21 protein-coding genes are annotated in these 25,826 nt (G+C 61.1%); 13 read left to right on the plus strand and 8 right to left on the minus strand.

What is annotated here, in order from left to right:
- The first annotated feature begins 290 nt into the window (after positions 1-290).
- Positions 291-1,469, plus strand: coding sequence for a pyridoxal-phosphate-dependent aminotransferase family protein (locus B0E33_RS10830; protein WP_062492040.1), 1,179 nt, complete (start codon positions 291-293; stop codon positions 1,467-1,469).
- Positions 1,470-1,725: 256 nt separating this feature from the next.
- Here B0E33_RS10830 and pap read toward each other — a convergent pair whose 3' ends face one another.
- Positions 1,726-3,192 carry a polyphosphate:AMP phosphotransferase gene (gene pap / locus B0E33_RS10840; RefSeq protein WP_062491077.1) on the minus strand — a complete coding sequence of 489 codons (1,467 nt, stop codon included), beginning with the start codon at positions 3,190-3,192 and terminating at the stop codon, positions 1,726-1,728.
- On the opposite strand from pap, the gene B0E33_RS30885 reads away from it, so the two are divergent.
- From B0E33_RS30885 to B0E33_RS10870, 7 genes are all read left to right on the plus strand, one after another.
- A complete protein-coding gene (locus B0E33_RS30885) occupies positions 3,191-3,376 on the plus strand; it encodes a hypothetical protein (protein WP_139314197.1) in 186 nt (61 codons plus the stop codon). The two genes, pap and B0E33_RS30885, sit on opposite strands and share 2 nt — an antisense overlap.
- A gap of 37 nt (positions 3,377-3,413) precedes the next feature.
- Positions 3,414-5,489, plus strand: coding sequence for a bifunctional DedA family/phosphatase PAP2 family protein (locus tag B0E33_RS10845; RefSeq protein ID WP_062491078.1), 2,076 nt, complete (start codon positions 3,414-3,416; stop codon positions 5,487-5,489).
- Between the two features lie 329 nt (positions 5,490-5,818).
- A complete protein-coding gene (locus B0E33_RS10850) occupies positions 5,819-6,247 on the plus strand; it encodes a YeeE/YedE family protein (protein WP_201030435.1) in 429 nt (142 codons plus the stop codon).
- Positions 6,248-6,251: 4 nt separating this feature from the next.
- Positions 6,252-6,686: a DUF6691 family protein gene (locus tag B0E33_RS10855; RefSeq protein ID WP_062491082.1), complete on the plus strand. Its 435-nt coding sequence runs from the start codon at positions 6,252-6,254 to the stop codon at positions 6,684-6,686.
- A gap of 36 nt (positions 6,687-6,722) precedes the next feature.
- Positions 6,723-7,616, plus strand: a complete 894-nt coding sequence (locus B0E33_RS10860) for an MBL fold metallo-hydrolase (protein ID WP_022999239.1) — start codon at positions 6,723-6,725, stop codon at positions 7,614-7,616.
- A 127-nt stretch (positions 7,617-7,743) separates the two neighbouring features.
- Positions 7,744-9,414 carry a bifunctional protein tyrosine phosphatase family protein/NAD(P)/FAD-dependent oxidoreductase gene (locus tag B0E33_RS10865; protein ID WP_022999240.1) on the plus strand — a complete coding sequence of 557 codons (1,671 nt, stop codon included), beginning with the start codon at positions 7,744-7,746 and terminating at the stop codon, positions 9,412-9,414.
- A 92-nt stretch (positions 9,415-9,506) separates the two neighbouring features.
- On the plus strand, positions 9,507-11,291 hold the full coding sequence (locus B0E33_RS10870) for a SulP family inorganic anion transporter (RefSeq protein ID WP_022999241.1): 1,785 nt from the start codon (positions 9,507-9,509) through the stop codon (positions 11,289-11,291).
- Positions 11,292-11,438: 147 nt separating this feature from the next.
- Here the strand turns inward: B0E33_RS10870 and B0E33_RS10875 are convergent, their stop codons facing one another.
- The gene (locus B0E33_RS10875; RefSeq protein WP_031268743.1) at positions 11,439-11,921 is read right to left on the minus strand and encodes a hypothetical protein; all 483 of its coding nucleotides are present in this window, start codon (positions 11,919-11,921) and stop codon (positions 11,439-11,441) included.
- 136 nt (positions 11,922-12,057) lie between these two features.
- On the opposite strand from B0E33_RS10875, the gene B0E33_RS10880 reads away from it, so the two are divergent.
- Positions 12,058-12,567 (plus strand): MmcB family DNA repair protein, encoded by a 510-nt coding sequence (locus B0E33_RS10880; protein ID WP_077293228.1) that lies wholly within the window; start codon positions 12,058-12,060, stop codon positions 12,565-12,567.
- Positions 12,568-12,581: 14 nt separating this feature from the next.
- On the opposite strand, the gene B0E33_RS10885 is transcribed toward B0E33_RS10880, so the two are convergent.
- A complete protein-coding gene (locus B0E33_RS10885; RefSeq protein WP_077291228.1) occupies positions 12,582-13,760 on the minus strand; it encodes an MFS transporter in 1,179 nt (392 codons plus the stop codon).
- An 84-nt stretch (positions 13,761-13,844) separates the two neighbouring features.
- Here B0E33_RS10885 and B0E33_RS10890 point away from each other — a divergent pair, with 84 nt between their 5' ends.
- A complete protein-coding gene (locus tag B0E33_RS10890; protein ID WP_077291229.1) occupies positions 13,845-14,807 on the plus strand; it encodes a GlxA family transcriptional regulator in 963 nt (320 codons plus the stop codon).
- 95 nt (positions 14,808-14,902) lie between these two features.
- On the opposite strand, the gene xylA is transcribed toward B0E33_RS10890, so the two are convergent.
- The 5 genes from xylA to xylF form a co-directional block, all read right to left on the minus strand.
- Entirely contained in the window at positions 14,903-16,222 is a 1,320-nt protein-coding gene (gene xylA, locus B0E33_RS10895) for a xylose isomerase (RefSeq protein WP_022999245.1), read from the minus strand.
- 25 nt (positions 16,223-16,247) lie between these two features.
- A complete protein-coding gene (xylB, locus tag B0E33_RS10900; RefSeq protein WP_077291230.1) occupies positions 16,248-17,699 on the minus strand; it encodes a xylulokinase in 1,452 nt (483 codons plus the stop codon).
- A 149-nt stretch (positions 17,700-17,848) separates the two neighbouring features.
- A complete protein-coding gene (locus B0E33_RS10905; RefSeq protein WP_006939086.1) occupies positions 17,849-18,616 on the minus strand; it encodes an ATP-binding cassette domain-containing protein in 768 nt (255 codons plus the stop codon).
- A gap of 24 nt (positions 18,617-18,640) precedes the next feature.
- Complete coding sequence (locus tag B0E33_RS10910) at positions 18,641-19,930, minus strand: sugar ABC transporter permease (RefSeq protein WP_031268746.1); 1,290 nt, start codon at positions 19,928-19,930, stop codon at positions 18,641-18,643.
- A gap of 137 nt (positions 19,931-20,067) precedes the next feature.
- Positions 20,068-21,099: a D-xylose ABC transporter substrate-binding protein gene (gene xylF / locus B0E33_RS10915; protein ID WP_022999249.1), complete on the minus strand. Its 1,032-nt coding sequence runs from the start codon at positions 21,097-21,099 to the stop codon at positions 20,068-20,070.
- A gap of 350 nt (positions 21,100-21,449) precedes the next feature.
- On the opposite strand from xylF, the gene B0E33_RS10920 reads away from it, so the two are divergent.
- From B0E33_RS10920 to B0E33_RS10930, 3 genes are read left to right on the plus strand one after another with little or no spacing between them, the layout of a single operon-like run.
- Positions 21,450-22,634 carry an ROK family protein gene (locus B0E33_RS10920; protein WP_208997797.1) on the plus strand — a complete coding sequence of 395 codons (1,185 nt, stop codon included), beginning with the start codon at positions 21,450-21,452 and terminating at the stop codon, positions 22,632-22,634.
- Positions 22,631-24,052 carry a di-heme oxidoredictase family protein gene (locus B0E33_RS10925; protein WP_055656942.1) on the plus strand — a complete coding sequence of 474 codons (1,422 nt, stop codon included), beginning with the start codon at positions 22,631-22,633 and terminating at the stop codon, positions 24,050-24,052. Before B0E33_RS10920 ends, B0E33_RS10925 begins: the two co-directional genes overlap by 4 nt.
- Positions 24,049-25,707 (plus strand): CRTAC1 family protein, encoded by a 1,659-nt coding sequence (locus tag B0E33_RS10930; RefSeq protein WP_077291232.1) that lies wholly within the window; start codon positions 24,049-24,051, stop codon positions 25,705-25,707. The genes B0E33_RS10925 and B0E33_RS10930 overlap by 4 nt, the downstream gene beginning before the upstream one ends.
- Positions 25,708-25,826: the final 119 nt, after the last annotated feature.

Below are 25,826 nucleotides of genomic sequence, written 5' to 3' on the forward strand. Positions count from 1 at the left end.
ACACCCGCAACAAAGCATGGTCGAATAGATCATTGTTTCCAGCAGCTTGCCAACCCTTATTGCCTGCACCGCTTCTGGGTGAAAGCCGTTTCCGGTCCGAAGCTCTCTTTCCCACACTATTTCGCGGTCGCACAAACCATCGTATCGCGCATGTTAATCCGGCGAGCTGACCAACTGGCGTCTTGACGGATGCCTGCAGGCGGGCAATTTTCACAGCAACACATCTTTCGGCGGCCAAGGCCGTCCCATCCCCTTCCGTTCAGGATCTGCCTTCAAACGAGGACCCGGCCATGACGCTTCGCAATGGCAAAGAATTTCTGATGATTCCAGGACCGACCAATGTGCCGGAGGAAATCCTGCGGGCCATGCACCGGCCTGCGGTAGACATTTATGAAGGCCCTTTGCTGGAAACAACCGGGTTCTGCCTGCACGGTTTGCAGCGTCTGTTCCGGACCGAAGGCAAGACCTACATCTACGCAGCCAACGGTCATGGAGCCTGGGATGCCGCCCTGTGCAACACGCTGAAGCGTGGCGACAAGGTGCTCGTGCTGGAGTCCGGCCGCTTTGCCCTTGGCTGGGGAGAAGCTGCCAACGTGCTGGACCTCGATATAGAGGTTCTGCCCGGTGCCTGGGACAAGGGGGTCGACCCTGCCCACCTGCAGGAACGGCTGAAACAGGATACCGCCCACGAGATCAAGGCTATCCTGGTGGTTCAGGTCGATACGGCCTCCGGGGTCTGGAATGATATTGCCGCCTTGCGCAAGGCGATCGACGCAGCTTCACACCCTGCCCTGTTCATGGTCGACACCATTGCCTCGCTAGGCTGCATGCCGTTCGAGATGGACGCCTGGGGTGTCGATGTGGCGCTGACGGGATCGCAGAAGGGTCTGATGTGCCCGCCAGGCCTCTCCTTTGTTGCCGCCGGCCCGAAAGCCGACAAGGCACATGAAACGGCGGAGCTGCGGACCAACTACACCGACTGGACTTTCCGGCAAGGGCCGGAGCACTACCAGAAATACTGCGGAACGCCGCCCGAGCACCTTCTGTTTGCCTTTCACAAGGCTCTCGATCTCATTTTCGAGGAAGGGCTGGAGAAGACCTGGCACAGGCATGCCCTTCTGGGCGAGGCAACCCGGCGGGCCGTTGCGGTCTGGGCGGAAAAGGGCGCGGTCGACTTCAACATCACCGACGCGCATGCCCGCTCGAACTCCGTCACCGTTGTGCGGTTCAACGAAGGCGACGTGGCGGCGCTAAGGACCTTTACCAAGGAAGTTTGCGGCGTCACCATCGGTGGAACGATCGGCGAATTGTCCGGCAAAGGCATCCGCATTGCCCACATGGGCCACGTCAACGCCGTCATGCTGCTCGGCACGTTGTCAGCCATCGAACTCGGCTTCCAGAAACTGGGCATTCCCCATGGGCGGGGCGGAGTGCAGGCGGCGATGGATTACCTGGCGGGCGCTCTGTGAGAACGGTGGGACGCGTCCTGGAAAGTGTCTGAATTTTGAGCGCGATCGACCGCCTTCCACACGGGTTCAAATGCCTGGCGATGCTTGCTGAGCAGCATTTTCACCAGCCCCTTCAGCAAGACGGTCCTCATCCTGAGGAAGCGCGCAGCGCTGTCTCGAAGGATGGGCGGCATAGTCCGGTACAAGCGGCCCATCCTTCGAGACGGACCAGACCGGTCCTCCTCAGGATGAGGGTCGTTTTGAAGTCTTTTTCTTCTCAAAGCCTTTCCTCCAGCCGGTCGCAGATCGTTTTCAGAACCTTGATCCGGGCATGGCGCTTGTCTTCGGAGGAGACCAGCGTCCAGGGGGCGTAGTGGGTTGATGTGCGATCGATCATGTCGCCGGCGGCGATGGCGTATTGGTCCCATTTCAGGCGATTGCGCCAGTCGTCATCCGTGATCTTGTGCTGCTTGTAGGCCGTGTCCTCGCGCGCCTTGAACCTGCGCAGCTGCTCGTCCTCGGAAATGGCAAGCCAGAATTTGCAGACAATGTAGCCAAAGTCCGTGAGTTCCTGCTCGAACTCGTTGATTTCGTTGTAGGCGCGCAGCCAGTCGTCGTGTCCGGCGTAGCCTTCGACACGCTCCACCAGCACGCGTTCGTACCAGGACCGGTCGAAGATGGCGAAATGTCCCTTGGCCGGCACGCGCCGCCAGAAGCGCCACAGGTAAGGGCGGGCCTTTTCCTCGTCGGTCGGTGCCGAGATCGGGTGAACCTTGTAGATGCGCGGATCGAGCGGACGGATCACCCTGCGGATCGCACCGCCCTTGCCGGCGGCATCATTGCCCTGAAACACCAGAACAACACCCGTCTTGGACAGGGACTTCATGTCCGACAGATCGGACAGTTGCTTCTGGTACTTGTCGCGAAGCTCTTCGTATTCCGACTTCTCCAGCTTTTCCGTCAGGTCGATGGTGTCGACTGCCGTTTCGCGCTTCAGCCCGCCGACCACGGGAGGTGCGGCAATCGAATGCGGTTCGCCGTCCTCCAGCTTCAGCTTCATGGCATTGGCAACCGTTTGTGCCAGCGCGGCATCCCGGTACTCGGGATCCTGCGAGGGGATGACAAACCAGGGCGCGTAGCCCTTGCTGGTTTCCAGAATGATCTTTTCGCCGGCCTCGCTCGCCTTCTTGTGGTGCTTCAACGCTGCCCAGTCGGCCAGCACATGGCGCGCGGCATGTTTTTTCTCGATGTGCTTCAGCCGTTCTTCCTGTTCCTTCTTGGGCAGGTAGAACCAGAATTTCAGGATCAGCACATCCTCGTTGGCGAGCATTTCCTCAAACCGGCGGATCCGGGTCAGGGCCTTGTCGAACGCGTCCTCGTCGATCTTCTTGTAGATCCAGTCCCGCAGAACGGTCTGATACCAGCTCCCGAACACGATGGCCGTCTCGCCCTTGGGCGGCAGATCGCGCCAGTAGCGCCACAGCGGCGGGCGCAGCCGGGCCTCGTCCATCAATTCGCCATAGGCGTTGCAGACAAGATGGCGCGCATCCATCCAGCCATAGAGCCGGGCAACCGCTTCGCCCTTGCCCGCGCCATCCAGGCCATCAACCAGGATCATCGTCGAGAACGGCTGTTTCTCGACAACGGGCAGCTGGGCTGCCAGCAGCGCCTCGCGCAACTGCGGCTCCAGTTTCTTGAAGGTTTTCTTGTCCATGTTCTGCGGCAGGCGGGCGGATTCAAACATGAAGACCTCAAAAGAAAAGACGCACTGGCTGCATCTTGAAACACCCGCACTTAAAAAACCATCTCTTGCTTCAATGTTCCCGAATGGCAGGAGATTTCAATTTTTCGCTATCGGATGGAAGAAGGCGCAACTATATGAAGCGGTAACCGTTTGCTTCACGTCTTTGAAGGCACCCGGCATTTGACAGTTTTTCACTTTTCTCGACCAACACGACCGACCCCGTGACCGAATTTCTTGATCCTGTTCTGACCTTCATCGCGGAAAACCCGTCCCTGGCAGGTCTGATCTGTTTTCTGGCCGCGATGGGCGAAGCGCTGTTCCTGATCGGCCTTTTCGTGCCGACGACGGTGGTGCTGGTGGGCGCCGGAACGCTTGTCGGGCTCGGCAAGCTGGATCCCGTGCCGCTGTTCATCTGGACGACCCTGGGAGCGACCGCAGGCGATGCGATCTCCTACTGGATCGGCTACACCTTCAAGGACAAGATCAAGACCATGTGGCCGCTGAACAAATATGCGGACATTGTGGAAAGCGGTGAGAATTTCTTCAAGAAACACGGCGGCAAGAGCGTCTTTATCGGCCGCTTCGTGCCTGGTGTAAAATCGGTGGTTCCAGGCATCGCCGGCATGGCCGGCATGAATTTCACCCGATTTTCGGTGGTCAACGTCACCTCCGCCTTCGCCTGGACGATCGTGCATATTGCCCCCGGTATCATTGCAGGTTCCGCACTTGATGCCATCGGCCAGATCAGCGGACGGCTGGCCCTGGTGCTCGGCGCTCTCCTGGTCATCGTCTTCCTGGCGGTGATGCTCGGCCGCTGGCTTATCCTGATTGTCCTGCCGCTGTTTCCCAACACCCATGCGGCCATCGTCAAACGCTTCGCCAAGCGTCAGGATCGGGTATCCCAATGGATTGCGCGCAATTTCGACCCCGCGCATCCACGCTCGGCAGGCATGCTGGCCTCCGCGCTGATCCTGCTGATTTCCTTGCCGGCCTTCTTCTGGATCGTCGGAGAAATCGCCCCCGGCGAACCGATGGTGCGGGCCGACCTTGCCATCCTGAACCTGTTCGACAGCCTGCGCACGCCAGTCGGCGACCGGATCATGGTGTTCGTGACATCGCTCGGCGACGGGATCGTCGTTACCGCCGTTACCGTTGCGGTTGCCGCCTATCTGTTCCTGAGGAAAGCCTGGCGACGCGGCATCGGCTTCGTCATCGCGATGGCCGGCACCGCCATGTTCGTGCCCCTGTTCAAGCTGATGCTGCATCGCTCGCGGCCGATCGAACTTTATGCGGGTGCCGACGCCTACAGTTTCCCCAGTGGCCATGCGACGCTGAACGCGGTGCTCTACGGCATTTGCGCCGTGTTGATCGCCCACGATCTCAGCCGTTGGGCCAAGGCCAGCATTTTCACCATCACCGCGACACTGGTCATTACCATCGGCTTTTCGCGTGTCTACCTTGGCGCCCACTGGATGTCGGACGTCCTGGCCGGACTGTTGTTCGGCATTGGCATGGTTTCCGCCTTCGCCTTCGTGTTCGGCCCGATCCACAACGAGAAGATCGGCCGGACGACACTTGCCGTCATTGTCGTTGCTACACTCGGCATCTTCGGCACCTGGCACCTTTCAGGTACCTATGACAAGGCACTACAGATCTATGAGCCGCGTACCAACACCGAAGCGCTGACAGCAACGGGCTGGCTTGCAGGCGGTTGGCGGGCATTGCCTGCTGAGCGGATCGAACTGAATGGTGATACCGAGGAACCGCTGGTGATCCAGTACACCGGGTCCCTGGACCGCTTTGCCCAGGCTGCAGAAGCCGATGGCTGGCAGAAACCACCAAAATGGTCCCTCTCGAGTGCAGGCGGGTTCGTGGAAGGCAAGACACCGCCGGATTCCCTGCCGATCCTGCCTCGAAGCCAGAACGGTCGCCAACCGTCTCTCGTTCTCATCCGCAAGGATCCTTCCGCCGACGCAGACAAAAGCGGACGCTGGGTGCTGCGGCTCTGGCCGAGCCGCTATGCCATCCTGCAAGCGGGCAGCCTGCATCCGCTTTACCTCGGCAGCGTGGTACATGAGGATATCCTGCGCCCGATGGGCGAGTTCTCCGGTCCAAAAACGGATATCGAAACTCCGGACCCGACCGACAACCCAGCCCATCTGTTGCCTGGCGCGATAACGCGAAAGCGAGCGGACGGGACGGAAGTCGTGCTCGGCTTCAGCTATGGCCCGGTGCCTCCGGCTGCGTCCGGGGTTCCCGCAAAAGATACGCCCGTGGCTGCACCGCAGGCTCAGTAATCTCGCCATCGCAGCAGTTCGGGTCTGGTGCCTGCAACACGTTCCGGACCAGCCCCTTGCGCTGGTTTAGAGACGGTTGATCTGTTGAGCCTCTACACAACGCGGTCCCAAAAATGTCCTAATGGGCCGCCATTCTCTTGTGAGACATATTCGGATCAAGGCTTCGCTTCACGCCAAAAGATGCCGTTATTCCAGCGGGTTAGGCACCAATGGCCGAGTTTGTTTTTCGCGTGTCCGCTCCCCGGCCCCGGAAGCGCGATCGAAAATTACCCCTTGATACTTTTTTCGTATATTCATATATTTGAATATATCGTAATCAAGGGCACATCATGACTGACTTTACACCCCTTATGAGTTTCCTGGGTGGAACGCTGATCGGCGTTGCCACGGTTGCCCTGATGGCCGTGCTCGGGCGCATTGCCGGCATCAACGGCATTGCCAGCGGCTTTCTGACCACGCAGTTCAACCAGGACTGGGCCTGGCGCGCCGCCTTTCTGGCCGGCATGGTCGCCAGCCCGCTGATCATGCTTGGCGTAACCGGGCAGCTGCCGGAAATCACCGTGCCGTCTTCCCCGCTGATGCTGGTGATCGGCGGTTTTCTGACCGGTATCGGTACGACCTATGGCTCCGGCTGCACGAGCGGCCATGGTGTCTGCGGCATCTCGCGCCTGTCGGCACGGTCCATCGTGGCAACCGTCACGTTCATGGCAACCGCGGGTGTGACCGTCTACCTGACCCGCCACGTCTTTGGAGGATAACGGCATGAAACTTCTTTCCGCTTTTGCCATTGGCCTCCTCTTCGGCTGCGGCATCCTGATCTCGGGCATGGGCGACCCTGCCAAGGTCCTGAACTTCTTTGATGTGGCCGGCACCTGGGACCCGAGCCTTGCCTTCGTGATGGGCGGTGCGCTGCTTGTCACGGCCATCGGCTATCGTCTGGTCTTCCGGATGAACACGCCGCTGCTGGCACAGGGCTTCAACCTGCCTTCGAGAACCGATCTCGACGCCAAACTGATCGGCGGCTCCGCGGTTTTCGGCATCGGCTGGGGCCTGAGCGGTTTCTGTCCGGGTGGTCTCGTTCCGGTGCTGGGTCTGGGCATGGAGCCTCTGCTGACCGCCGGTGCTATCGTTGCCGGCATCTTGACCGCAAGATGGATGATCGCCCTCGGCCATCGCCAGCAACCCGCAAAAGCCTGATCCGGCTCGGCCGGCAAAAACAAACGGGAGATTGTTATGAGCAACTCAAACTATCCGGTCGACATGGGTGTCAAACCTGACGTCACACCCTTTTTCGATCCGGCCACCAACACGATCAGCTACGTGGTCAAGGACCCGGCTTCCAACGCCTGCGCCGTTGTCGACAGCGTGATGGACATCGACTACGCCGCCGGCCGCATCACCTATGACCATGCCGATCAGATCATCGCCTATATCCGCGAGAAGGATCTCAAGCTGGAATGGCTGATCGAGACACATGTTCATGCCGATCACCTGTCGGCAGCGCCGTATATCCAGCAGAAACTGGGTGGCAAGCTGGGCATCGGCGACAAGATCACCGTCGTCCAGGAAACCTTCGGCAAGGTTTTCAACGAAGGCACGGAGTTCCAGCGCGACGGCAGCCAGTTCGACCGCCTGTTCCGTGATGGGGACGTCTATCAGATCGGCGAGCTGACCGCCTTTGCCATGTATACGCCCGGCCACACTCCGGCGTGCATGGTGCATGTGATGGGCGATGCCGCCTTTGTCGGCGATACGCTGTTCATGCCCGACGGTGGCTCGGCGCGTGCCGATTTCCCGGGCGGTGATGCGGCAACGCTTTACGACAGCATCCAGAAGGTGCTGGCCCTGCCGGACGACATGCGCCTGTTCATGTGCCACGACTATGGGCCGAACGGCCGCGACATCCAGTGGGAGACCACGGTGGGTGCCGAGAAGGAACACAACATTCACGTCGGTGGCGGCAAGACGAAAGAAGAATTCGTCAAGTTCCGCACGGAACGTGATGCCCAGCTCGACATGCCGAAGCTGATCATCCCCTCGCTGCAGGTAAACATGCGCGCCGGCAAGCTGCCGCCCGCGGATGAAAGCGGCAAGACCTTCCTGAAAGTGCCGGTCAACGGCCTCTGATCGAGGCCAATGAACGGCCCCTCTAGCAGAAACGAAGCAGGCGGCTGATCCCCGCGTATTCACGCGGGGAGGGCGTCTGCAGAAAATCGGTCGAGACTTCATCGCCGGGAGGAGGCGGACAGGACCCATGAAAGCAATCAATTCCCAGATATCGGTAGCTCCCCAGGTAAAACCCGAGGACATGGCCGACTTTGCACAACAGGGCTTTCGCTCGGTGATCTGCAATCGCCCCGACGGGGAAGGTGCCGACCAGCCCTCGTTCGAGGAAATCGAAGCGGCTGCCGGCAAGCTCGGTATGGAAGCGCGGTATCTGCCCATCGTTGCCGGCAAGGTGGGCGATACGGATGCCGAAGAGTTCGGGCGGCTGATGGAAAGCCTGCCGAAACCGATCCTGGCCTATTGCCGGACCGGTACGCGCTCGGCAACGCTCTGGTCGTTGTCCCAGGCCGAAAAGCTGCCGCTCTCCGACATCCTCTCCAAAACCAAGGCCGCCGGCTACGACATGGCTGGCGTGGTGCGGCGCATCGCCAACGGCGGCCGCACACCGACCGAAACTGCCGAGGATGCGCGTTTCGACGTCGTCATCGTGGGCGGTGGCGCGGCCGGCATCTCGGTGGCTTCCAGTCTGCTTTCCCGCAAGTCGGACCTGGAAATCGCCATCATCGATCCGGCGGACGTTCACTACTACCAGCCCGGCTGGACGATGGTCGGCGGCGGCATCTTCGAGGCCTCGGACACCGCCAAGACCATGGGCTCCCTCATTCCGAAGGGCGTTCACTGGATCAAGTCGGCAGTCGCCGCCTTCGAACCAAAGGACAATGCCGTCGTTCTGGACGGCTGCCGTGTGGTCAAATACGGACGGCTGGTGGTCTGCCCGGGCCTGAAGCTCGACTGGCACAAGGTCGAAGGCCTTGTCGACACGCTCGGCAAGAACGGCGTGACGTCCAACTATCGATACGACATGGCTCCCTACACCTGGCACCTGGTGCAGACCATGAAGGCTGGACGGGCGCTGTTCACCCAGCCGCCCATGCCGATCAAATGCGCCGGTGCGCCGCAAAAGGCCATGTATCTTTCGGCAGACCACTGGCTGAAGTCCGGCACTCTGGACAAGATCGACATCCAGTTCATGAATGCCGGCGGTGTGCTGTTCGGCGTGAAGGACTATGTGCCTGCGCTGATGGACTACGTGAAGCGATACGATGCCGGCCTGAACTTCTTCCACAATCTGGTTGCAGTCGACGGGCCTGGCAAAAAGGCCGTCTTCGAGGTGAAGGAACCGGAAAAGGATCCACGCCAGGTGGAAGTCGAGTTCGACATGATGCATGTGACGCCGCCGCAGACGGCGCCCGATTTCATCCGAGTCTCGCCGCTGGCGGATGCCGCCGGCTGGGTCGATGTCGACCAGTCCACGCTGCGCCACAAGACCTTCGACAACATCTGGTCGCTCGGCGATGTGATGAATGCACCGAATGCCAAGACGGCCGCGGCTGCGCGCAAACAGGCACCGGTGGTCGCGGAGAACATCGTTTCCGATATCGCAGGGCACAGCGCGACGGCCCAATATGACGGCTACGGCTCCTGCCCGCTCACCGTTGAACGTGGCAAGATCGTCCTGGCCGAGTTCGGCTACGGTGGAACGCTGTTGCCGAGCTTCCCGCGTTGGCTGGTGGACGGGACCAAGCCAACGCGCACCGCATGGCTCCTGAAGGAGCGTATCCTACCTCCCATTTACTGGCGTGCCATGTTGCGCGGCAAGGAATGGCTGGCCAAGCCGGAAAAAGTATCGGCAGCATAACAAGCCCGGGAAACGGGCCCATCGAACCAACCTGCAACTCGAGCCGGTTTCCCGGCTCGAGTTTTTACCAGCCCCGACAAAGGCCAAGAAAAATGATCCGCCTAAAGCGCTATCTGCCCATTCTCGACTGGGGCAAAAGCTATGACAGGGAAACGGCGACAAACGATCTCGTTGCGGCGGTGATCGTGACGATCATGCTGATCCCGCAGTCTCTTGCTTACGCGCTTCTGGCTGGTCTGCCGCCCGAAGTCGGCCTTTATGCATCCATCCTGCCGCTTGTCGCCTACGCCCTGTTCGGCACCAGCCGAGCGCTGGCCGTCGGGCCGGTTGCCGTGGTCTCGCTGATGACGGCTTCCGCCGTTGGCGAACTGGCCAGGCAGGGCACCCCGGAATATCTGGGTGCCGCCATCATTCTCGCTTTCCTGTCGGGCCTGATGCTGATCGCCATGGGCCTGTTCCGGCTCGGGTTCCTGGCGAACCTCCTGAGCCATCCGGTGATTTCCGGCTTCATCACCGCGTCGGGCCTGCTGATTGCGTCCAGCCAGCTCAAGCACATCCTCGGCGTCAAGGCGAACGGGCATACGCTTTACGACATCCTCGGCTCCATCCTGCAGCACCTTGGCGAGATCAACTGGATCACCTTCGCAATCGGCGTATCGGCCACGGCTTTCCTCTTCTGGGTGCGCAAAGGCCTGAAGAAGCTGCTGCTTGGTATGGGAATGAAACCGTTTTTTGCCGATATCCTGACCAAGGCCGGGCCGGTGGCAGCCGTCGCGGTGACCACGATCCTGTCCGCCGTCTTTCAACTCGGCGAGAAAGGCGTGCGTGTTGTCGGGGACATTCCCTCCGGCCTGCCGGTGCCGCATCTGCCAGCCTTCGACAGCGAGTTGTGGCTGGCGCTTGCCGGTCCCGCGCTGCTGATTTCGGTCATCGGGTTTGTGGAATCCGTCTCCGTTGCGCAGACGCTGGCAGCCAAGAAGCGTCAGCGGATCGAGCCGGATCAGGAGCTGATCGGCCTCGGCGCCTCCAACATTGCCTCCGCCATTTCCGGTGGCTATCCGGTCACCGGCGGGTTCGCCCGCTCGGTCGTCAATTTCGATGCCGGGGCAGCGACCCCGGCGGCTGGTGCCTTCACCGCCGTCGGCATTGCGCTGGCCACCTTGTTCCTGACCCCGCTGCTGACGCATCTGCCACAGGCAACTCTGGCCGCCACCATCATCGTTGCCGTGCTGTCGCTCGTCGATCTCGGCGCGATCAAGCGGACCTTCGCCTATTCTAAGAGCGATTTCGCGGCCATGGCCGCGACGATCCTGATCACCCTGTTCTTCGGTGTCGAGCCGGGCGTGGTGACCGGCGTTGCCCTGTCGATCGCGCTTTATCTCTACCGCAGCAGCCGGCCACATATGGCGATTGTCGGCGTCGTGCCGGGAACCGAGCACTTCCGCAATGTTGACCGGCACGCCGTGGTGACGGGGGACCGGGTGCTGACGCTACGGGTCGATGAAAGCCTGTTCTTTGCCAATTCGCGGTTTCTGGAAGACCGGATCTATGCACTGGTGGCCGAAAAGCCCGATATCGAACACGTGGTGCTGATGTGCCCGGCCGTGAACGAGATCGACGCCAGTGCCCTGGAGAGCCTTGAGGAAATCAACCACCGTCTGTCGGATTCCGGTGTTTCCTTCCACCTTTCGGAGGTGAAGGGACCGGTGATGGACCGACTGAAGCGGACCGATTTCCTGAAGCATTTGAGCGGGCAGGTGTTCCTCAGCCAGTATGACGCCCTGTGCACGCTCGACCCGCTGACGGCGCATATCTCGGAAAGCCGCACGCCGAAGAAGACCGCGAAATCGAACCTGTGGAGCGGGCCGGAGATCTGATCCGGCTCTGGCTATTTTGCTGTGAGAGGGTCGAACTGGTTGTTACCGCATTTCTGTCTGATCCACCGCTCCTCAGGATGAGGCATTTTTACTGTCAGGCGCTTGAGGCGAGAGCTGCTCGACCCCAAACCAACCAGCAAAAGGGCGTCAGTTGCTGTTTGACGACTGGAGGATCGGCACGATCTTCTCGCAGAAGCGGAAATGGACCGGCGGCTTTTCGCCTTCCTGAACCATGAGCCCTTCGGTGCCACGGGGCTGAACGGTGACCAGTTCGATCGCCTCGCCGCCATCCGTCAGCAGGCAATTGATGGCCGCACGCTGGGTCATCTTGCCGCTCTTTTCAGCCCCATAGACCTGACAGATGCGCCCCGGGGTTTCCAGAAGGCCGCGGTAGATGGCCAGCGTCGAGCCGGGTGCGCTTCGGTCGATCCGCGGAGCCGGACAATCCTGCAGTTCCCGCACCCATATGCCTTGCGCGAAATCCGCAAAACGCAGATCCAGTGCCCGCCCTTGCAGAAGGGGTGCGGATTTCGGCACCTGGAACATCAGGTCTCCCTTGCCTGCAAGCGCAGGCCCGCACGCAAACGCCAGTGCAACGCCCAACAAGGCATTTCGTGTGAAACCGTTCAACCGCTACCCCCTCCCGGAGTGACAAGATCCAACCGGATTATCCGATGCGCCGAAACATCGCGCAAGTTGGCAGGAAAGGTCAATGTCGCCAACGGCAAAACTTGCAAAAAACGAACAAATGTGGAACAAAATGCGCATGGAACCCGATCATCAGCCACTAGCGGGGCGGATTCAGCTGGATGACCCGCTCAAGGACGGACGTCAGTCGGAAACCGCGCTGAAGGTCTGGCGCGGGGCCGCGCGGCTGTTGCGACAACTCGATTTCGCCTGCCTGCCGGAAGTCACCCTTGCCTCCGCCCGGCGGGCGGACCTTCTGGCGCTTGGGCCGAAACATGAGCTCTGGATAGTCGAGGTCAAATCCTCGATTGCCGATTTCCGGGCGGATACCAAGTGGCCGGACTACCGTCTTCATTGCGACCGGCTCTATTTCGCAACGCATCCGGACGTCCCGCTGGAGATCTTTCCCGAGGAGGCCGGGCTGATTGTTTCCGACGGCTTCGGGGCGGAGATCCTGCGCGAAGCACCGGAACACAAGCTGGCGGCAGCGACCCGGAAATCGGTAACCCATCGTTTCGCCCGCCATGCTGCACATCGCCTGCACAACCTGTCAGACCCGGACGGCGTTCGGTTGTTCCAGAGCTACTAGGGCCGACTTTTGACTCACGCCCTTGCAACGGCTTCCCGGCGCCGGAAGCGAAGCACCAGGATCAGTGCGAGCAGCACCAGGACAGGAGCGGACACCGCAGCCAGACCCGTCCAGCCGATCCCCGCAAACAGCACGCCGGAGAGAAGCGAGGCTCCGGAGGATGAAACCGCAAGAAGCGTATCGTTGACGCCTTGGACCAGCGGCCTTTCCTCGTCGCTCAAGGCTGCCTGCAGCAAATGCGTTCCTCCGATGAAACCGAAATTCCAGCCCACGCCCAACAGAACGAGGGCACCGTAGAATTCGAGCAGGCCGATGCCGGACCATGCCGTCAGCGCGGAAGCGAACAGGAGAACGAGCCCCAGGACGGCGATCCTGGTTCCGCCGAAGCGGCGGATCAGAAACCCCGTAAAGAACCCGGGTGCGAACATTGCGACCACGTGCCAGCGAATGACATCCGCGGCCTGGCCTTCGGCGAACCCGCAACCGATCATCGCCAAGGGTGTCGGGGTCATCAGCAGAACCATCATCGCCTGTGACAAAGCTGCAAGCCCGATCGCTCCGACCGCCCTGGGATTACGGCTCAGGATCCGTACCGCGCTTTCCGCGCGCCTGTGGGCCACCTTGAGTGGCGATGCCGGCATCCTTAACCACCAGACCGGCAACGCCCCAAGAACTCCGAGCATGGCGATTGCAAGATAGGCTCCGGCCAGCGGTATTGGCGCCAGTGCGTCCTTTGCTTCATTGAACAGTTGCGGCCCCAGCAACGCGGCCACCAGTCCGGAAGCCAGTGTGAAGGAAATCGCCTGGGCCCGATGTTCGGCGGGAACCGCCTCGGAGGCCGCAAACCGGAAATAGTTCACGCTGATCAATGCGGCCCCAAGAGCCGCATGTGCCAGGCAGAGCAGGATGAAACTCTGCAGAACAAGCGCCAGTGCCGCGAAGACACCGCCGAAGACCAGCATTGCCGCGCCAAGCAGGAAACCTGCTCGCCTGCCGAAGCGCCCCATGAAGAGAGATACCGGCGTTGCCACGATGATGCCGACCAGCATCTGCGTCGACGGCGGCGCGGTTGCGAGCCACACGTGGGGAGCCAGCCACCCTCCTGCCAGACCGCCAAGGATGATCAGCATCGGCATTGCCGAGCCGAGCACGATATTCGCAAGGAGAATGAGGAGAAAGTTTCTCGTGAGCATGAGGCCGTCCGTACCGGTTACGCCAGGGATCACTCCTGTTTACCGGTTGAACCGACTGTCTATAATGACATAGTATCGTCAATTATGGACAAAACACTTCGCCAGATCGACATCCTGCTTTTCGACGGCCTGAACATCCTGGATGTGGCAGGTCCCGCGCAGGTTTTCAGTTCGGCAAACGAAGACGGCACCGAACGCTACAGGTTGCGCTTCGTTTCCATGGACGGGATGGGGGTCACCTCTTCGTGCGGGCTCAGATTGCAAGTGGACACGACCGCATCGACAGACGGGCGGCGGGATCTTCTGATACCGGGTGGGACTGGTGTCGATCAAGCAATGCATGACCGGATGATCCTGGATATTCTTGCAACTTGGCCTTCGGAAATGGAGGACAGACGGGTTATTTCGATCTGCTCCGGTGCGCTGGTCCTGGCCAATGCTGGCCTTTTGAATGGCCGGAAAGCCACGACCCACTGGCGGCGCGCCCGACAGGTGCGGCAGCAATTTCCTGAGGTTCGCTGGTCCACCGACGAGCTTTATCATATCGACGGCGAAGTGATGACGTCCGCAGGCGTTGCCTCAGGCATCGATCTGGCGCTGGAGATCATCAAGAGGGACCATGGTGGAGCCCTGGCTCTTGCCGTTGCCCGCGAGTTGGTCGTCTATCTGAAAAGAGCCGGTGGCCAAACCCAGTTCGCGGACTTGCTTGAAGCGCAGTTTTCCGGCGACCGCGAACTTGGCCGGCTGCTTGACGCCTTGCAGGACAATCCCGGACGCGACTGGACACTGGAGTTGATGGCTGAGGTTGCCGGTCTGACCCCGAGGACCTTGAGCCGACGGTTTTCCGCAAGCGCGGGGCTAACGCCCGTGAAATATCTGGAACGCTACAGGCTCAAGCGGGCAGCGGATGTCCTGTCAGGCGGTGCGCCGGTGGGAAGCGCTATCCGTGTTTCCGGTTTCTCCGATTTCCAGCAAATGCAGCGGGCGTTCAAGAGGCATCTCAATACCACCGTCGGCGAGTACCGGGAAAAATTCGCGGATAGCTGAAACCCTGTGGCGACAAATCGCGGATGGCACATCCCGGACATCAGCTGAGAAGCCCATCCGGAGCGCTGCAACCAGCGCCCCGGATGCAGTTTGCATCAGACGAACAGGTTGACCAGGCTTTCCAGGTATTCCTGCTTGCCGGATTTCGGCTGCGGTTCCAGGTCAGCCTTGTGGACGCGCTCGGCCAATGTCTCGAGCGAGGAGCCGCCCTTGAGGATGTCGGCGTTTTCCGGCTTCTGCCAACCGGCATAACGGTCATCGACGAAGCCCTTCAGTCGGCCGTCCTCGATCATGGCTGCCGCGGCCTTCAGTCCGCGGGCAATCGCGTCGGCAGATCCGACATGCGCCTGGATCAGATCGACCGGGTCGAGTGACTGGCGACGCAGCTTGGCGTCGAAGTTGGTGCCGCCGGTGGTGAAGCCGCCCGCCATCAGGATCTCGTAGTAGGCGAGCGCCAGTTCCGGCACGTTCATGCCGAAGTGGTCAGTATCCCAGCCGCACTGGTAGTCGTTGCGGTTCATGTCGACGGACCCGAAGATGCCGAGCGAACGGGCCATGTGCAGTTCGTGCTCGAACGAGTGGCCGGCCAGGATGGCGTGGCCCTGCTCGATGTTCATCTTGACGTCGTTTTCCAGCCCATAGGCCTTCAGGAAGCCATAGACGGTGGCGACGTCGTAGTCGTACTGGTGCTTGGACGGTTCCTGCGGCTTCGGCTCGATCAGGATCGTGCCCTTAAAGCCGATCTTGTGCTTGTACTCGACCACCATGTTGAGGAAGCGGCCGAACTGGTCCAGCTCCTGTTTGATGTTGGTGTTGAGCAGGGTCTCGTAGCCTTCGCGGCCACCCCAGAGCACATAGTTCTCACCACCGAGGCGATAGGTGACGTCCATTGCGTTCTTCACCTGTGCGGCGGCATAGGCGAAGACGTCCGGATCCGGATTGGTGGCCGCACCGCCCATGAAGCGGCGGTTGGAGAACATGTTGGCCGTGCCCCAAAGGAGCTTGATGCCGGTGTCGGCCATCTTCTTTTCGAAGATGTCGGCAATCGCGTTCACGTTGGCATTGCTTTCGGCAAGCGTCCGGCCTTCCGGCGCAACGTCGCGGTCATGGAAAGTGAAGAACGGCATGCCCAGGATCTGGAACATCTCGAAGGCAACGTCTGCCTTCAGTTTGGCCTGTTCCATCGGATCGCCGCCAGCCGCCATCCAGGACCGGTTAAAGGTTTCGCCGCCGAACGGATCGGACCCCGGCCAGCAGAAGCTGTGCCAGTAACACACGGCAAGACGCAGATGGTCTTCCATGCGTTTGCCGAGGACGACTTCGTCCTTGTTGTAGTGGCGATAGCTCAGCGGCTCGGTGCTTGCCGGCCCGGTGTATTGGATCGGCTGAAGATCGCCGAAGAACCCAGTGCTCATGTTGTCATCTCCTTGAATATGTTTCCTAAAAGCCGGCTTGTTTGAGCGCCGGATAAAGCTTGCGCCAGCGCTCGTAGCCTTCGGCATATCTTTGTGTGAGGGCCGGCACCGGATCGATGCTGGCCTTGAGGGCCGGCTTGGTGAAAATGCCCTCGGTGCTACCGAGCGCGGCGGCCTGGCCGAGCCTGGCCGCGCCAAGCGAGCCGCCGAAGTCGCCATCCACCGGAACGTCGACCGGAACATTGAGCAGGCTGGCGATGATCTCCAGCCAGACCGTTGAGCGAGACCCGCCGCCGACCGCCAGAACGCGTTCGATCCCGGTGCCGGCAACGCTGAGCGCTTCCAGGCAGTCCTTCAGCGCAAAGGCGACACCGTCGAGTACCGCGTGGCAGAGTTCGGCATCGTCGGTTCCGTGGGAAATGCCGAAGAAGCCGGCGCGGATGTCGACGTCGTTGTGCGGCGTCCGTTCGCCGCCGAGATAAGGCATGAAGGAAACGGGCGAAGGCCCTTCCACATTGCCAACCAGACCGGTGAGTTCACCCGGATTGCGCTTCACCACCTTCGCCAACCAGTTGAGGCTGTCGGTTGCCGAAAGGATCACCCCCATCTGGTGCCAGGTGTCCGGCACGGCATGGCAGAAGGCGTGAACCGCGCTGTCGACGTTGGGCGAGTAGCGGTCGTTGGTCACGAACAGCACGCCGGAGGTCCCAAGCGAGACAAAGGCCGAACCAGGATCGACCGCACCGACACCGCAGGCCGAAGCTGCATTGTCGCCACCGCCGCCGGCCACCACCGGAGCGGCGTCGAAACCCCAGCGGCCACAAAGATCCACCTTGAGTGTGCCCGAGCTTTCGGACCCTTCGACAAGGCGCGGCATGTTCTCACGGGTGAGGCCCGTTGCGGCCAGAAGCGCGTCGCTCCAGTCGCGTCTGGCGACATCCAGCCAGAGCGTTCCGGCGGCATCCGACATTTCGCCGACGTACTCGCCCGTCAGCTTGAAACGGACATAGTCCTTGGGCAGCAGAACCATGGTGGTTCTGGCGAAGATTTCCGGCTCGTTCTCGCGCACCCACTGCAGCTTCGGCGCGGTGAAGCCCGGCATCACCCGGTTGCCGCCGAGCGTCAGGAATTTCGGCTCGGCCGCTTCCAGTTCCGAGCACTGCTTGCCCGACCTGCCGTCGTTCCACAGGATGCAGGGGCGCAGCGGCTTACCGGCGGCATCCAGAAGCGTGGCGCCGTGCATATGGCCGGACAAGCCGATGCCACGCACCGCGGCCATGGCCTTCGGCGCTTCCGCCTTGAGCGCGTCCAGAACGGTTTCGCAAGCCCGCCACCAGCTGTCCGGGTCCTGTTCCGACCAGCCCGGATGGGGACGCTGGACCGTCAACTCCGCGGTTGCCGATGCAATCAGGGACTGGTCCTCACCAAGAAGAATGGCTTTGACCGAACTGGTACCGATATCGAGGCCGATATACATGAGGTGCGTTCCTCAAAAACAATCAAAAAGAATGCCGATGGCCCGTGACCGGGTGTCGGCATGAGGTTCCACACCGTCCGAACAGGGCCAGGCCATCTGTTCAAACCATGAGGAAGTCCCGCGGGCAAGAGCCCGCGGGTCCTGTCGGTTTATCCGACCACTGTATCGTCCACAAGAGCACCTGGGCCCGGGATCGCCCCTTCCGGGCATTTACCCAGAATGATCATGCCGAGCACGTCGTCATCAGTGACGTCGGTCGTGCGGGCGGTGCCGACTAGCTGACCGTTCTTCATGACCGCGATACGGTCGCAAAGCTGGAAGACGTCGTGGATGTCGTGGCTGATCAGGAAGATGCCGAGGCCCTGTTTCTTCAGTTCCTGGATGAGTTCAGCCACCATCTGCGTTTCATGCACGCCAAGCGCGGCGGTCGGTTCGTCCATGATCAGGATCTTGGCGTTGAAATAGACCGCGCGGGCAATGGCCACCGACTGGCGCTGACCGCCCGACAGGGCTTTCACCGGCGCATGGAACTTTTTGAAGTTCGGGTTGAGCCGGCCCATGATCTTGCGGGTTTCCGCTTCCATGGCATCGTCATCGACAAAGCCGAGCGGCGAGGTCAGTTCACGGCCGAGGAACAGGTTGGACGCGGCATCGAGATTATCCGCCAGAGCAAGCGTCTGGTAGATGGTCTCGATGTTCTGCGCCCGCGCGTCGCGCGGCGAGTGAATGTGCACTTCCTTGCCGTTGATGCGGATTTCGCCGCTGTCGGCCTTGTAGGCACCGGAAAGGATCTTGATCAGGGTCGACTTGCCGGCACCGTTGTGGCCAAGCAGACCCACGACTTCACCCGGATAAAGATCGACAGAGACATGATCCACGGCCTGCACCCCGCCGAAGGAGATGCACATGTCTTTCATTTCTACGAGAGGCGCGTCCATGTCTCAGTCTCCCGTGCGCTTGCGATAGATGATGTCGACGAGGACGGCGATGACGAGCACGGTGCCCACGACGATATTCTGCAGCGGGGCGTCGACGCCGACCATGGCCATGCCCGACTGCAATGACTGCATGATCAGCGCGCCCAGGATGGCGCCGTAGATCGTGCCGACACCGCCGGCAAGCGCGGTGCCGCCGATCACTGCCGCGGCGATGACCCTGAGTTCGTCCAGCGTGCCGATGTCGTTGGTCGAAAAGCCGAGGCGTGCGGCCGCGACAGCGGCTGCGAGCGCGCTGAGGCCGCCCATGATGGCAAACACCTTGACGGTCAGGAACCTGGTGTTGATGCCGGAAAGCTCCGCGGCATCCGGATTTCCGCCGGTTGCGAAGATGTAGCGTCCGAGACGGGTGCGGCGCGCGACGATGGTCATGACGACGGTAACCACGATCAGAAGCAGCACCGAGTAGGGAATGCCGTAGCCCATGACCAGGCCTTCCGGCATGGTTTCGCCCCGGGCCTCGAAGATCCGCTCAAGACGGGCGGTGGGAATGTCATAGGCATTCAACACCCAGACGAACCCGAGAATTGCCCCGGTCGTGATGACACCCATGGTGACTTCCGCCCAGCCGGGTTTGACCGGGAACCCATGCGCAGCCTTCCGGCGGCGCGAGGAGACCTGCATCCACAGCGCAACGGCGACGGCCAGAACGCCGAAGATCCACGATCCCGTTTCGCCCATGGTGCCGCCGATACCGCCGATCATGGTGAAGGTTTCATCGAGCGGGCCGATGGTCTGACCGGAGGTGATGAACCAGGCAACGTTGCGCCAGACCAGGAGGCCACCAAGCGTCACGATGAAGGCCGGAATGCCGAGATAACCGACCATCCAGCCCTGGAAAGCACCAATCAGCACACCAACAACCACACCGGCCAGAATGGCCAGGATCCAGATAGCCGGATTACCGAGGCCGAGCAGCGGCGGCAGGACATCGGTCTGGACAACCGCCATGACCGCCGCAACGGTCGCCAGAACGGAGCCGACGGACAGATCGATGTGGCGGGTGACGATAACGAACACCATACCGGTGGCCATGATGGCAACGGACACGGTCTGGATCGTCAGGTTGAAGATGTTGCGCGGCGTCAGGAACCGGCCATCCGTAATCACATTGAACACCAGGCACAGGACGATGAACGCCCCGATCATGCCGAGAAGCCGTGTGTCCAGCTGCAATGCGGCAAACAAGTTTCGTGCTGTCGGGCTTTTGGGCCCTGACAGTGCGGTGTCAGACATAGAGGTTACTCCTGCTTGGAGACCATTACGCTTACGCATCGGGTGGCCCATCCCGGGGAGCGGCTTTCGCAGCAGCTGTCCCTGTTATTACGGCCCCGGTTAACAGTAACCGGGGCCGCACATTAAGCGTAGTGTTATTAGTTACAGGGAGCCGGGCCGTTCTCGACGCCCTGGCACAGATCATCCTTGGAGATCCAGCCTGCATCGACGACCGCGGTCAGGTTGTCCTTGGTGACCGGAAGCGGTGCCAGGAACTTGGCGGTCAGCTCGGTGCCGGACGGAGACGTCCAGGCAGCTGCGCCATCGACGCCGCCCATCTCGGTGCCACTGGCCAGGCTGACGGCGATTTCACCGGCGGCCTTGCCGAGTTCACGAGCGTCCTTCCAGACGGAAACCGTCTGCGTGCCCTTTGCAACACGGTTCAGAGCGGCATGGTCGCCGTCCTGACCTGACACCGGAATGCCGTCCATGCCCTGTGCGGTCAGAGCGGCCACGACACCGCCGGCCGTACCGTCGTTGGAAGCAACAACCGCGTCGACCTTGTTGTCGTTGGCGGTCAGGATCTGTTCCATGTTGCGCTGTGCGTTCGCCGGCAGCCAGCCGTCGGTGTAGGCTTCGCCAACGATCGTGATGTCACCCGCATCGATTGCGGACTGCAGGACTTCCTGCTGACCACCGCGGAGGAAGTCCGCGTTCGGGTCGGTCGGGGAGCCCTTGATCATGACGTAGTTGCCCTTCGGCGCGGCAGCCAGAACGGCGCGAGCCTGCATGCGACCAACTTCAACGTTGTCGAAGGTCAGGTAGAAGGCGCGCGGATCATCGATCAGGCGGTCGTAGCCGACAACCGGGATGCCTTCGTCGGCAGCAGCCTGCACGGCCGGGCCGATTGCCTGGGAATCCTGCGCCAGGATGATGAGGGCGGTCGCGCCTTGTGCGATCAGTGCCTCAACGTCGGAAAGCTGTTTTGCAGACGAGCTCTGCGCGTCGGCGGAAATGTAAGTCGCGCCGGCTGCCTCAAGGGCGCCCTTGATGGCGGCTTCGTCAGTCTTCCAGCGTTCTTCCTGGAAGTTGGACCAGCTCACGCCAACAATGACGTCTTCTGCGTGGGCCAGGTTCAGTGCGGTCGCGGACAGCAGAGCGCCCGCCAGCAAAGTGGTGATTTTACGCATTGCGATGTTTCCTCCAGTTGGCGCATCCCACGTCGGACGGATGTGCCTGAAATGCGTCAGTGTCGAAGCGCCTTTTCGAGGCGCCTTCAGAAAGGACAGCCTTATTGTTATTTTTTTTGGTGCCCGAAAAAAAGTTGCAGGAAAGCGCTGCTCCTGTCAACATGGTTTTGCAAAACACTGTTCCGCGGGGTTTGACACACCCGGTGAGAAGCAGGAAAACCGGGAGAAACCCGGGACAGAGGAAACACCTTGGGAAGAGCTGAGCGAGCATGACACGCAAGGCGGACCGGGATCAGATCCGGCGGCAAAACAGAAGTATTGTTCTACAGGCCCTGCGCCGGAACGGCCCTATGGCGCGGATAGATCTCGGCCAGATGACACGGCTGAGCCCCGCGACGGTGACGGCCATCACCTCCGATCTTCTGGACCAGGGATTGATCCTGAGCCTGGAGAGCGAGGAGCCCAAAACACCCCAGGCGCGTGGACGGCCACGCACCCTTTTGAAGCTCAAGCCGGACGCGGTCTATACGGTTGGCGTCCGTCTGTCGGTCAACAACATCGATCTGTCGCTGGTGAATTTCGCCGGCGAGGTGGTGTGCGACAGGCGCAGCCATTTTGACAGCGCCACCGAAGATGCCGACAGCTTTCCCGAAACCCTGATCACGGCGATCAGGCAGTTCCTCGACGAGGCCGGCATCGGCCCGTCACGGGTTCGGGAAATCGGCGTTGCCGCACAGGGTGTCGTCGAAACGGAAACCGGCGTCGTTGCCTGGAGCCCCGCCTTTGCAGGGCGCAAGATCCCTGTCGTCGGTCCATTGCACGAAGCCTTCGGGGCGGATTGCTACATTTCCAACGACACCAACATGATCACCGAAGCGCTGCACTGGTCGGACCCGAACAAGTACAGCGGGACATTTGCCGTGATCATGCTCGATTACGGTGTCGGCATGGGGCTTTACCTCGACAACCGGCTGTTTTCGGGAGCAAGCGGCACGGCCGCCGAGTTCGGCCATGCCAACCATCTGCCAGGCGGGGCGCTCTGCCGATGCGGAAAGAAGGGCTGCCTTGAGGCGTATCTTTCCGATTACGCGCTGGTGCGGGCTGCCTCTCATCTGCCGGAGAACACCGATCCGGGCACCATCAAGGCGGGCGTCAGCGGCCTTGCCCGGCTGATCGAACTGGCCGGCTCCGGTGACAAGGACGCCTGCAACGCGTTTCACGATGCGGGCCGGGTTCTGGGCTATGGTCTTGCCCGGGTGATTGCGATGATCGACCCCAAGCGCGTGGTACTGACCGGCGCTGCGATGCGTGCCTTCTCCTTCATGGAAAAAGGCATGTGGGAAGGGCTGGAAGAGGCTCTCGTTTCCGATCTCAGGAACAATTTCTCCCTGGACGTGATGCCGTGGAATGAGGACTTCATTCGCAGCGGCCTGATCGCCCAGTCGATGGAACGTCTCGACAAGGATTTTCTCGGCAACGCAACTCCGCCCTCAGGCCGCATAGCCCGGCTCGACCGCAAGGAGGCGACGGCATGACAGGCAAATCCCGGCTCGCAGTCTCTGCTCTCGTCCTCGGCATCACCCTGCCTGCATCAGCACTTGCCGATCCCGCACCCTGGAGCGAACGGGCCATCAAGGAAGACGTCGATATCGACGCCCTGGCGCAATCGGGCGAAGATGCGATCACCGTGCTGCAGCCGCTTGGAGAAGAGCTGTTCAAGGCCAAGTTCACCACATTGGATGGCGCAGGCCGGCCGGACGCGACACGGGCTATCGTGCCGACAAAAGTGCGCCGCAAGGCACCGCAGGCGTTCCAGCGTCTTGCTGGAATGGACGCCAATTCCTGCTCTTCCTGCCACAATGAGCCTGTGATCGGTGGTTCTGGTGCGTTCACGGCAAACGTGTTCGTGTCCGAAGGCTTCGAAAGCGCCGACTTCGACACCACGGATCCCCAGTTTTCCAACGAGCGCAACACGGTCGCGCTTCAGGGAGCCGGGCTGATCGAATTGCTTGCCCGGGAAATGACCACGGACCTGCGCAGCCAGCGGACGGATCTGCTGGCCAGGGTGCGGAAAAGCGGTCAGGAAGAAACCGTCAGCCTGGAAACAAAGGGCGTCTCCTTCGGCAAGTTGACCGCCTTTCCTGACGGGACACTGGACGTTTCCCGTCTCGAGGGCATCGACGACGACCTGACCTTGCGACCTTTCAGCCAGAAGGGTGTCTTTGCCTCACTTCGCCAGTTCAGCGTGAACGCCACCAACGATCATCATGGCATACAGGCGGTCGAGCGGTTCGGCGCCGAATGGACAGGATCGGACGACTTCGACGGTGATGGCCATACGGGCGAAATTTCGCCGGGTCAGATCTCGGCGCTGGTCGCTTTCCAGGCAACGCTTCCCGCGCCCACCCGAAAACAGGATCTGCCGGATGTCTGGCAGCAGGCGGCGGCAAAGGGAGAAGCGCTTTTCGGCACCATTGGCTGCAGCTCGTGCCACATTCCCGAATTGCCGCTCGAAAGCCTCATCTTTCAGGATCCCGGCCCGTTCGACACCGCCGGTACCCTGCGCCAGAGCGACGTGAAGGCACCGCTCGAACTTGACCTCGGCACGCTGGACTGGGTGAAGGCCCTGCCGCGCGATGACCAGGGCCGGGTGCTGGTTCCCCTTTACGGCGACCTGAAGCGCCACACGATTGCCGATGCGGCCAATGACACCTTCGGCAATGAACTGCTGGCCCAACGCTTTGTTGCGCGCGACGTTTTCATCACGTCCGAACTCTGGGGCATCGGCAGCACGGCGCCCTATGGGCACCGGGGCGATATCACGACGCTGGAAGAGGCGATTCTGGCCCATGGCGGCGCTGCTTCCGACAGCCGCAAGGCCTATGCAGGTCTGACGGAAACAGAGCAGCAGACGATCATCGCCTTCCTGCGCAGCCTGGAGATCGCGGAATGAAGCCTTTCAGTCTTTCCGTGTCCGGTGCGCTGTTGAGCGTAAGCCTTGCGGCCCCGGCTCTGGCCGACGACACCCGTCAGGTTTCCGTTGCGCCCGTCCCCTCGTTTGTGGAAGAGGCTTCGGCTGCGGGCATCGAGCATTCCTATGACGGTGCGTGGGAATTCTTCGTTGGCGGCGGCGCCGCGATCTTCGATTGCGATGGCGACCGCAAGCCGGATCTGTTCTTTGCCGGCGGCAAGAACCCGGCGCAGCTTTTTCGCAACGAAAGCCGTGTGGCAGGACCGCTGAAATTCACAGCGGTGGAAACAGGCCTCAACGAAAAACAGGCCACCGGCGTGCTCGGCGCCTATCCGCTCGACATCAACAACGACGACATCCTGGATCTCGTCGTGCTGCGCCTGGGTGAAAACCTGATCCTGGAAGGCAAGGGCGCCTGTACGTTCGAAGTCGCCAACCGGGCTCTTGGCTTCGACGGCGGTCGCGAATGGAGCACTTCCTTTTCCGCCACCTACGAACCAGGGCTCGATTATCCAACGCTTGCCTTCGGCAATTATGTCGATCGTTCTGCCCCCGGTTCGCCCTGGGGCACCTGTCACGACAACTTCCTGTTCCGGCCGGAAAAGACGGAGGACGGCAGCCCGCTCTACGCGGAAGCAACGCGCCTGTCGCCGGGATATTGCAGCTTGTCGATGCTGTTCACCGACTGGAACCGCTCCGGCGAACCTGCACTCAGGATCTCGAACGACCGGCAATATTACCGCGGTGGCGAGGAGCAGCTCTGGGCCGTTGCGCCCGGCAGACCGCCTCGCCCCTATCGCAAATCCGATGGCTGGCAACACCTGAAGATCTGGGGCATGGGCATTGCGTCCATCGACCTGGATGTGGACGGTTTTCCAGAGTATGCGCTCACCAGCATGGGCGACACCAAGCTGCAGAAGCTCGATCCGGAATCGGACGAGACCGTGCCGGTCTATCAGGACATTGCCTTCGACCTCGGCGTTACTGCGCACCGGCCCTATGCGGGCGAAGACCTGAAACCCTCAACTGGATGGCATTCCGAGTTTCAGGACGTCAACAATGACGGGCTCTGGGACCTCTTCATTGCCAAGGGCAATGTGGAAGCCATGCCCGACTTCGCGGCCTATGACCCGGACAATCTTCTGCTCGGCCAATGGGACGGCCGCTTTGTGGAAACCGGCGACACCGCCGGGATTGCGCTGAACCGGCGCGGACGCGGGGCGGGTCTGGCGGATTTCAACGCCGACGGACTGGTGGATCTGGTTGTCGTCAACCGATCCGGACCGGTGAGCCTGTTCCGCAATACCGGACAGGGCACGGCAGAAGAACCGAAACAGCTCGGCAACTGGCTGGCTGTGGACGTGCGCCAGCCGGGCAAACCCAACTCCCGCGCAGTTGGTGCCAAGATCAGCGTGAAGACGGGAAACCGGACCGTGGTGAAGGACATCCAGGTAGGGGCAGGTCATGCCTCCGGCCAGATGGGCTTCGTTCACTTCGGCCTGGGTGTAGCGGAACGTGCCAACGTGCGAATCAAATGGCCGGACGGCGACTGGAGCCACGGCTACCGGGTCTTTGCCAACGGTCACGTGATCATTGAACGGGGTGCGGAAAAGGCAAAGCTCTGGTATCCGGAGTAGGCCCCGGCAAGGCACCTTTCCGGTACTGAAAAACTGGTTCGCGAGACGATCGTAAATTCAGAAAAGCTGCATTTTTTCAATGACTTTCCGGCTCTTATGCCGGAACATGCATGACAAGA

This window comes from Roseibium algicola (genome assembly GCF_001999245.1).
Classification (GTDB): domain Bacteria; phylum Pseudomonadota; class Alphaproteobacteria; order Rhizobiales; family Stappiaceae; genus Roseibium; species Roseibium algicola.

What these genes read in the sequence shown, in the direction of transcription:
- B0E33_RS10865 (WP_022999240.1), top strand. Translation starts at nt 7,744, where the DNA reads ATGAAAGCAATCAATTCCCAGATATCGGTAGCTCCCCAGGTAAAACCC.
- pap (WP_062491077.1), bottom strand. Translation starts at nt 3,192, where the DNA reads ATGTTTGAATCCGCCCGCCTGCCGCAGAACATGGACAAGAAAACCTTC.
- B0E33_RS10925 (WP_055656942.1), top strand. Translation starts at nt 22,631, where the DNA reads ATGACAGGCAAATCCCGGCTCGCAGTCTCTGCTCTCGTCCTCGGCATC.
- B0E33_RS10880 (WP_077293228.1), top strand. Translation starts at nt 12,058, where the DNA reads ATGGAACCCGATCATCAGCCACTAGCGGGGCGGATTCAGCTGGATGAC.
- B0E33_RS10870 (WP_022999241.1), top strand. Translation starts at nt 9,507, where the DNA reads ATGATCCGCCTAAAGCGCTATCTGCCCATTCTCGACTGGGGCAAAAGC.
- B0E33_RS10930 (WP_077291232.1), top strand. Translation starts at nt 24,049, where the DNA reads ATGAAGCCTTTCAGTCTTTCCGTGTCCGGTGCGCTGTTGAGCGTAAGC.
- B0E33_RS10920 (WP_208997797.1), top strand. Translation starts at nt 21,450, where the DNA reads ATGGCGCGGATAGATCTCGGCCAGATGACACGGCTGAGCCCCGCGACG.
- B0E33_RS10850 (WP_201030435.1), top strand. Translation starts at nt 5,819, where the DNA reads ATGACTGACTTTACACCCCTTATGAGTTTCCTGGGTGGAACGCTGATC.
- B0E33_RS10890 (WP_077291229.1), top strand. Translation starts at nt 13,845, where the DNA reads ATGGACAAAACACTTCGCCAGATCGACATCCTGCTTTTCGACGGCCTG.
- B0E33_RS10855 (WP_062491082.1), top strand. Translation starts at nt 6,252, where the DNA reads ATGAAACTTCTTTCCGCTTTTGCCATTGGCCTCCTCTTCGGCTGCGGC.
- xylF (WP_022999249.1), bottom strand. Translation starts at nt 21,099, where the DNA reads ATGCGTAAAATCACCACTTTGCTGGCGGGCGCTCTGCTGTCCGCGACC.
- B0E33_RS10860 (WP_022999239.1), top strand. Translation starts at nt 6,723, where the DNA reads ATGAGCAACTCAAACTATCCGGTCGACATGGGTGTCAAACCTGACGTC.
- B0E33_RS30885 (WP_139314197.1), top strand. Translation starts at nt 3,191, where the DNA reads ATGAAGACCTCAAAAGAAAAGACGCACTGGCTGCATCTTGAAACACCC.
- B0E33_RS10905 (WP_006939086.1), bottom strand. Translation starts at nt 18,616, where the DNA reads ATGAAAGACATGTGCATCTCCTTCGGCGGGGTGCAGGCCGTGGATCAT.
- B0E33_RS10830 (WP_062492040.1), top strand. Translation starts at nt 291, where the DNA reads ATGACGCTTCGCAATGGCAAAGAATTTCTGATGATTCCAGGACCGACC.
- B0E33_RS10885 (WP_077291228.1), bottom strand. Translation starts at nt 13,760, where the DNA reads ATGCTCACGAGAAACTTTCTCCTCATTCTCCTTGCGAATATCGTGCTC.
- xylB (WP_077291230.1), bottom strand. Translation starts at nt 17,699, where the DNA reads ATGTATATCGGCCTCGATATCGGTACCAGTTCGGTCAAAGCCATTCTT.
- B0E33_RS10910 (WP_031268746.1), bottom strand. Translation starts at nt 19,930, where the DNA reads ATGTCTGACACCGCACTGTCAGGGCCCAAAAGCCCGACAGCACGAAAC.
- xylA (WP_022999245.1), bottom strand. Translation starts at nt 16,222, where the DNA reads ATGAGCACTGGGTTCTTCGGCGATCTTCAGCCGATCCAATACACCGGG.